Below are 7,441 nucleotides of genomic sequence, written 5' to 3'. Positions count from 1 at the left end.
CGGCAAAGAAGTACGTCGTGTCGAGCACCCTGGAGCAGGTCGATTGGAACGCGGAACTCGTGCGCGGGGATCTGGGCAAGGCCGTTCAGCAACTCAAGCGGGAGTCGGGCAAGGGACTGTTCGTGGGAGGTGTGAAGCTCCCACTGGCGTTGACGGAGCTGGGATTGATCGATGAGTACGAGTTCGTGGTGCATCCCAGGCTCGCGGGCCACGGGCCGACGTTGTTCGCGGGGCTCTCGAAGCATGTCGACTTGAAGCTCGTGAGCCGGCTGGAGTTCGGCTCGGGGGCAGTGGCGATGCGGTACGAGCCGAGAAGATAGCCATCGGGCTTGCTAGCCCGAGCCGGCCGCATCATGAAGCCCTGGTTCGCGGCTCTTGCGCGCCCCACCGCAGCGGTTCCCTCCGCGACGGCCCACAACAACGCCTTGGCCTGGCGCACCTCCCGAGCCGGCGCGGTGTGCGAACGAGCAAGCCCCTGCCAGCTCAACCCGCCGCCCACCCGTCATCTCCAAAGCCCCAGCCGCAGCCACCATCCCACCCACACTACGACAGATCACTATTTAAGCGACACACCATTAGGAGAGGTCGGGCCCGCCTTGCTGGGGACCTCCCGCGGCCCTTGGGTACACTCGGACGCTTTCGGAGCGGGGGAGGGAGCGGTGCTCTTCGGCAGGCGAGTTCGGTGGGGCGCGCCCGCGGGCGTGGCGGTGGGGCTGGCCCTGGTGGTGGTCGCGTTCATGAGTGCCTGGGCCACGAGGACGCCGGGATGATGGCAACCCTCGAGATCGTCAAGTAGGCAGGTAGAGAGGCCGCGGACTCAGCGGACCGCGGCCTCTCTCACGGGCATTTCCCCCTCTACGGCGTCCGTCGACGCGATGTCGCCGGCCGGCTCGCGGGCAGCCCGAGCACGTTCGGTGCTGGGGCTGGGAGCGCGGCGCGCACGGCCGTAGGCCTGCGCACGTCCCTCCACCTCTCCCTTTCCAAGGGCGGGCACTCGGTCCTGCTGTCCCCCCGAGCGACACTGTGTCGCCGGTCGTCGCATTGACACTTTCCCACTTTTGTCACATACGACGGCCCCTTTCCTACCCGCGAAGCCTCCCCTCAAACTCTCCGGTCGGGTCATTTCCTGTGGTCCTGTGACTAGTCACGGGTCCGCTTGGGCCACGACGTGCGGTGCGAGCAGGCGCCGGCGGAAGCGGCCGGGTGCGGGCTCGTCACGGCGTGCTCGGAGGTACGCTTCTGGCGATGGCGGACGATCGTCGGGTGACCGACTCCGGGATCGAGATCCGGCCCGTTTACGAGGCCGCGGACCTGGAAGGGTTCGACCCCGCCAGGGACCTCGGGCAGCCGGGCCAGCCGCCGTTCACTCGGGGCGTGTACCCGTCGATGTACCGGGGCCGGCTGTGGACGATGCGGCAGTACGCCGGAATGGGGTCCGCGGACGCCACCAACCGGCGGTTCCGCTACCTCCTGGACCGGGGCCAGACCGGCCTGTCGGTGGCGTTCGACCTGCCCACGCAGATGGGTCTCGACTCCGACCACCCCCGGGCCGAGGGCGAGGTCGGCCGCACCGGCGTGGCCATCGACTCGATCGACGACATGCGACGGCTGTTCGACGGGATTCCTTTGGACCAGGTGTCGACCTCCATGACCATCAACGCAACGGCGGCGATCCTTCTGCTGCTGTACGAGCTGCTGGCGGAGGAGCAGGGCGTGGGCCCGGAGCAGCTCGAGGGCACGGTCCAGAACGACATCCTCAAGGAGTACGCGGCCCGGGGGACCTACGTGTATCCGCCGGTGCCGTCGATGCGGCTGATCACGGACCTGTTCGCGTACTGCGGTGAGCGCCTGCCGAAGTGGAACACCATCTCCATCTCCGGCTACCACATGCGGGAGGCGGGGTCCACGGCAGTGCAGGAGGTCGCCTTCACCCTGGCCAACGCCATCGCCTACGTGGAGGCGGCCCTGGCGGCCGGGCTGTCCATCGACCGGTTCGCCCCGCGGCTGTCGTTCTTCTTCGCGTGCCACATGAACTTCTTCGAGGAGGTGGCGAAGTTCCGGGTGGCCCGGCGGATGTGGGCGCGTATCGTCACCGAGCGGTTCGGGGCCAAGGATCCACGGAGCGCGATGCTCCGGTTCCACACCCAGACCGGCGGGGCCACCCTCACCGCCCAGCAGCCGGAGACGAACATCGTGCGCACGGCCCTGGAGGCCCTGGCGGCGGTGCTGGGCGGGACGCAGTCGCTGCACACCAACTCGTTCGACGAGGCGCTGTCCCTGCCCACGGAGCACGCCGTGAAGATCGCCCTGCGGACCCAGCAGGTGATCGGACACGAGACCGGTGTGCCGGACACGGTCGACCCGCTGGGCGGCGCGTACTTCGTGGAGTCGCTCACGAACGAGATCGAGGAGCGGGCGTGGGAGTACCTGGAGAAGATCGACGGCATCGGCGGCGCCGTGGCGGCGATCGAGGCGGGGTTCTTCCAGGACGAGATCCACGAGGCCGCGTACCGGATCAACCAGGGTTTGGAGTCGGGCCAGCGCGTGGTGGTGGGGGTCAACCGGTTCGTGGACGCGGACGAGGAGCCGGTCGAGATCCAGCTGATCGACGAGGAGGACGTCGCCCGGCAGGTCGAGCGGGTCCGGCGGCTGCGGGAGGAGCGCGACGACGCCGCCGTGCGCGCGGCGCTGGCCGAGGTGGAGGAGACGGCCCGGGGAACCGGCAACCTCCTGCCGTCCATGAAGGAGGCGCTCCGCACGCGGGCCACGCTCGGCGAGGTCTCCGACGCGCTCCGCAGGGTGTTCGGGGAGTACCGCCCGGGACGGTAGGCGGCGCCGGAGGCTTGCCCGCCCAGGCGGTAGGGAGCGTCGGAGGCGCCGCCTACCCGGCATCGGCTAGGCTCGCCACAGCGCACGAAGGAGGGCAGCATGGTCGACGAGCAGCTCGAGTACGGGTTCTCCACCGCGATCTTCGTCCTCGATCACACCGTGCAGAAGCTCGACGCGGCGGACGCGGAACGCTCCTGGAGCGAGGTCACCAAGGAGAACTTCTGGCGGATGTGGCCCTCGATCCGGGACTGGGCCGAGCCGCTGTGGGAGACCATCGACGAGGAGCGCGGACACATGGCCACGCCGGTGGAGGACGACGAGTACGACGAGGTGGGCGGCGGAGGCTAGCGAGCGACAGTGCCGCTTGCCGGCGTCCGCTCAGGGCTTCGCCGCCACAGCACCACCCGATCGACGTCCGGATTCGTCTCGTAGACGAGCCGGCTCCCTCCCGAACGCGAGAGGACGTACACACCCGGTCGCTCGAACCCTGCGCCGCACGCAGCCTGGGGGAGGGACACCACCAGACGAGCGGGTGGAGCCCAACCGAGGGCGACCGACTCGACCGGGGGCCGTCCGTGAACCACCGCACGGGGTCGGCCACCTGAAGCGGGCGCCAGATACGCCGTCGGAACCTCGCACTCCCCGGACCACTGGAGCAGCAGCGTGGACCCATCGGGGGAGGCCTCGGCCCCCTCCCAGTGGCCCAGTGCCGCCTGTCCGCCAGGCCCTCGGGGGGCGGGCACCAAGCGGCGAACGCCGCCGCGGGGGCCGAGCACCCCGATCCAGGACGGGTGACCGGGGCCCGACGGCCAGCACGCCAGCACCCACGAGTCGGGCAGGCGCTCCGCCGCCCAGCAGGCCGGAGGGAGCCGAACAGTCGCGCCCGAAGCGGTGTCCACGACGCGCGAGGACACCGGGCGGGCGAAGCCATCGCGGATCCGGAAGACCTGGGAGGTCACCAGGGCGTGGTCAACCGACACGCGCACCTGGGAAGGGGGAAACATGACCCGGCGGCCGCCGGCCAGGTCGAGCGTCCAGTGCGTTTCTTGGTCGCCCGTCGGGTGCAGGCTGAGCCGGGCGCCGGCCGCCAGCGGGACCTGGTTCCCACGCAGCCCTCGGACCGTTCCGTGTCCGGGGTCGATGGCGAACTCCTGTCCACCGGACACCGCCAGGAGCCCCACCGAGAAGGGCAGGTCGAAGTCGAGCTGGAAGTCGTCGATGTGCCCGTGGACCGTGCCGTCGAGCCCCACGAACACCACGCGGTCCTGCACTTCCACGGCCACGCCCGTCGGCGGAAGCGCCGGCAGGTTCTTGGGGTCGAGCCGCGGCCCGACCTCCAGTGACGACGCCATCGAGGGAGATGGCGTCGGTGAGACGGACCGTGCAGGCGACGCGCTCGTGGAAGCGACGGGGCTGCGCGCGTGCTGCCGCGACGGTTCACCCGCTGTGCTGCGGCCGGAGCAGGCGGACAGCGCCACGGCGGCGACGACGGCGAGGCCCGTGCGAGAGATTCCCATGGCCGCAAGCTACAGACTGCGGGCCATCGAACGGGTTCCTCTGGGGGACAATCCTGGCCGGCATTGGACCGTTTCCCCGGTCTGGTCAGTCGTATCGGGCGCATGCGGGACTGCGACGCGAATCAGGTCGGTCCGGCTCGGGTGCGAGGAGGAGCTGCGCTCGGGCTCGTCTGGGCGCTCACCTGGTTGGCGGTCTCGTGCACCGCCGGACCGGGCCCGAGGCCGGCTCCGACGGGCGGTTCGGTTCGGCTCTCATCGCCTCCAGGACCCTCCGTGGTACTCCCCGAGGTGACGGCCACGGTGGCAGACCGCATCCACATCGCGGGGTTGGCCTACTCGGTTGCGGCCGGGGACGGCTCGGTCTGGGTGGCCACCTCCGAGAACGATCGCGGGAGGGGCGCGGTTGTTCATATCGATCCGGCCGGTGATCGGGTGGTTGCCACGGTGCGCATCGACGGGTTCGCGTACAACCTCGCCGTCGGCGACGGAGCGGCCTGGGTGCCGGTCTACGTCCAAGGGAAGGGCAACAGGCTTCTTCGCATCGATGCGGGCACGAACGAGGTCACGGGACGAGTGGTGGGGGTCACTGGGCCCGTCGTGGTGGACGCGACCGGGGTGTGGGCGATCCAGGGCGAGCCCAGCGAGCGCGACTGGGCGGTCGTGCAGATCGACCCCTCGACGCTCGCCATCGGCCGTCGTGTTCCCGTTTCCGATGCGCCGTTCGACATGGCTGCCGGCACGGGTTCCATCTGGGCGCTGGTGACGCACCGCTGCCTGGGAGGCAACAGGTGCTTCGGACCGCTTCTTCACATCGACGCGAGCACCGGGGTGGCGGCGAGTGTCGATTTCAGCAACGCGGGAATCTTGATCGCTGCCGATGACGCCGGCGTGTGGCTGAGCGCGTGGGATCCGTCGCGACCGAACCAAGCCGTCGCCGCGTTCGTCAGCGCCTCGACCAATGCATTGTCGGGCCGGCCTGTCGGTATCTCCAACTTCCGCCCGTTCGCGGTGGCGGATGGGCGAGCGTGGTTCATCGCCGGCCCCGGGACTCCCGGACCCGGCATTTGCGGCTTGAACGTCTTGACCCGCGAGGTCGACGCGTGCGTCCGGCTCCGATCCATCGCGGACCTGGAGGGCGCGCACGATCCGGCGGCGTTCGAGCCGAACACCGATTCCATTTGGATTGGCGAGTACGAGGCGCCCCTGGTGACCCGGATCGACGTCACCGTCGGATCCTGAGCCGGTTACGCTGCGAGGGCGACCACTGCGTGAGCCACCGCGGCCAGGCCCGCCACGGCCAGCAGCACGGCCACCCACCGTAGCGACGGCCGGCGCCACGAGCCCACCGCTGCGGCCAGGCAGCCCAGGCCCACGGCGAGCTCAACGAGGCTGGTGACGGTGTCGGAGGACATGCGTTCGGTCCGGCGAGTGTAGGGGGGTTCCTGTAGGCTTCGCCGCCGATGGACATCGCGGTCATCGGCGGCACGGGCGACGAGGGCTTCGGCCTGGCGCTCCGGCTGGCTCGGGCGGGGCACCACATGACCATCGGGTCGAGGTCGGAGGAGCGCGGCGCCCAGGCCGCAGAACGGGCCAGAGGGATCCTGGGCGGCGGCGCCACCGTGGACGGGACCGCCAACGAGACGGCGGCCTCGGCGGCGGAGCTGGTGTTCGTCACTGTCCCGTACGCTGGGCAGGCCGACATCTACCGCTCCATCGCGCCGCACATCCCGGCCGGGCGGATCGTGGTGGACACCACCACCCCGCTCGCCACCGCCGTGGGCGGGCGGCCCTGGCAGGTGATCCGGCCGTGGCACGGCTCGGCGGCCGAGCAGGCCAAGGCCCTCCTGCCCAAGGAGGCCCGGCTGGTCGCCGGGTTCCACACCATCTCGGCCGAGCCGCTCCAGGACGTCGAACGCCCCATGGACGGCGACGTCCTGCTGTGCGGGGCGGACCCCGAAGCGAAAGCCACCGTGGGCGGCCTGGTGGAGCAGATCCCGAACTTGCGGTGGGTGGACGCGGGCGACCTGTCCATGGCCCGGATCGTGGAGCCCCTCACCGCGCTGATGGTCTCGGTCAACCGCAAGTACAAGCTGAAGGACGCCGGCGTCGCCCTGACGGGGCGGGACGCCTGGGGAACCCCTGCTGGTGCATGACGAGGACCGGGCACGCCTGATCGACGTCGGCGACACCAAGCTGTACGTCGTCGAGCGCGGCCGCACCGACGGGTACCCGGTGCTGATCCTGCACGGAGGCCCCGGGCTCGATCACCACATGTTCGGCGACTACCTCGATCCCCTGGGGGACCGGTACCGGCTGCTGTTGGTGGACGAGCGGGCCCAGGGGCGGTCGGAGGCCGCGCCGGAGGAGACCTGGACCATCGAACGGATGGCCGCCGACGTCGCCGCGCTGAAGCAAGCCCTCGACCTCGACCGCTACGCGGTGCTCGGCCATTCCTTCGGCGCGTTCCTGGCCCTCCAGCACGCCGTGGACTTCCCGGGGTTCGGACAGTCCATCGTGTCCCACGGCGTCCCCTCGGCCCGGTATCTGGAATCCGTGGACGAGCACCTCGCCGCCTTCGAGCCGGTCGAGCTGCGCGAACAGGTCCGGCGGTCCTGGGAACGGGAGCTCGAGGCCCAGACCCAGGAGGACGTGGCGGAGCTGCTGGCTGACCAGATGCCGTACCACTTCGCCGACCCCCGCGATCCCCGGATCGAGGAGTACAACCGGCGGTCCGCCGGGGCCCGGTTCGCGCCCGCCGTGGGGCGCTCCTTCGCGGCGCGGGACTATGGCGAGATCGAGCTCGAGGACCGGCTGGGCGAGATCGGCCATCCCGTGCTGGTGCTGACCGGCCGCCACGAGCGGACCTGCGTCCCCGAGGCCGCGGCGGCCATGGCCGACGCGATCCCCGGCGCGGCGCTGGTGGTGTTCGAGCACAGCGCCCACATGAGCTTCGTCGAGGAGAACGAGGCTTAGGGATCGGAACGGAATAAGCTGAGTGTTAGGTGATTCCGGTGTAGCCTGTCCGCGTGGCGGCACCCGAGCTGGCCGTGGGCGAGATGGTAAAGGTACTGGCCCCTCACCTGGACGAGCGTCAG

Annotated in this window: 8 protein-coding genes; 6 read left to right on the top strand and 2 right to left on the bottom strand. The window is 70.4% G+C overall.

What is annotated here, in order from left to right:
* From M3Q23_09965 to M3Q23_09955, 3 genes are all read left to right on the top strand, one after another.
* A partial coding sequence (locus M3Q23_09965) for a dihydrofolate reductase family protein (protein MDP9342398.1) occupies nucleotides 1-320 on the top strand: 320 nt, incomplete at its 5' end.
* Between the two features lie 925 nt (nucleotides 321-1,245).
* Complete coding sequence (locus M3Q23_09960; GenBank protein MDP9342397.1) at nucleotides 1,246-2,829, top strand: methylmalonyl-CoA mutase family protein; 1,584 nt, start codon at nucleotides 1,246-1,248, stop codon at nucleotides 2,827-2,829.
* Nucleotides 2,830-2,928: 99 nt separating this feature from the next.
* The gene (locus M3Q23_09955; GenBank protein ID MDP9342396.1) at nucleotides 2,929-3,177 is read left to right on the top strand and encodes a hypothetical protein; all 249 of its coding nucleotides are present in this window, start codon (nucleotides 2,929-2,931) and stop codon (nucleotides 3,175-3,177) included.
* Here the strand turns inward: M3Q23_09955 and M3Q23_09950 are convergent.
* Nucleotides 3,174-4,181 carry a hypothetical protein gene (locus M3Q23_09950; GenBank protein ID MDP9342395.1) on the bottom strand — a complete coding sequence of 336 codons (1,008 nt, stop codon included), beginning with the start codon at nucleotides 4,179-4,181 and terminating at the stop codon, nucleotides 3,174-3,176. The two genes, M3Q23_09955 and M3Q23_09950, sit on opposite strands and share 4 nt — an antisense overlap.
* Nucleotides 4,182-4,619: 438 nt before the next feature.
* Here M3Q23_09950 and M3Q23_09945 point away from each other — a divergent pair, with 438 nt between their 5' ends.
* Nucleotides 4,620-5,585, top strand: coding sequence for a hypothetical protein (locus M3Q23_09945; protein MDP9342394.1), 966 nt, complete (start codon nucleotides 4,620-4,622; stop codon nucleotides 5,583-5,585).
* Nucleotides 5,586-5,590: 5 nt separating this feature from the next.
* Here the strand turns inward: M3Q23_09945 and M3Q23_09940 are convergent, their stop codons facing one another.
* Nucleotides 5,591-5,758 carry a hypothetical protein gene (locus M3Q23_09940; GenBank protein ID MDP9342393.1) on the bottom strand — a complete coding sequence of 56 codons (168 nt, stop codon included), beginning with the start codon at nucleotides 5,756-5,758 and terminating at the stop codon, nucleotides 5,591-5,593.
* 48 nt (nucleotides 5,759-5,806) lie between these two features.
* Between M3Q23_09940 and npdG the strand changes: the two genes are divergently transcribed.
* Nucleotides 5,807-6,499 (top strand): NADPH-dependent F420 reductase, encoded by a 693-nt coding sequence (gene npdG / locus M3Q23_09935; protein MDP9342392.1) that lies wholly within the window; start codon nucleotides 5,807-5,809, stop codon nucleotides 6,497-6,499.
* Nucleotides 6,492-7,319, top strand: coding sequence for an alpha/beta fold hydrolase (locus tag M3Q23_09930; GenBank protein MDP9342391.1), 828 nt, complete (start codon nucleotides 6,492-6,494; stop codon nucleotides 7,317-7,319). The genes npdG and M3Q23_09930 overlap by 8 nt, the downstream gene beginning before the upstream one ends.
* The last annotated feature ends 122 nt before the right edge of the window (nucleotides 7,320-7,441 follow it).

This window comes from Actinomycetota bacterium (assembly GCA_030774015.1).
Classification (GTDB): Bacteria; Actinomycetota; UBA4738; order UBA4738; family JACQTL01; genus JALYLZ01.
The sequence above is the reverse complement of the archived record's forward strand: the minus strand, read 5'-3'. Positions and strand labels throughout refer to the sequence as shown.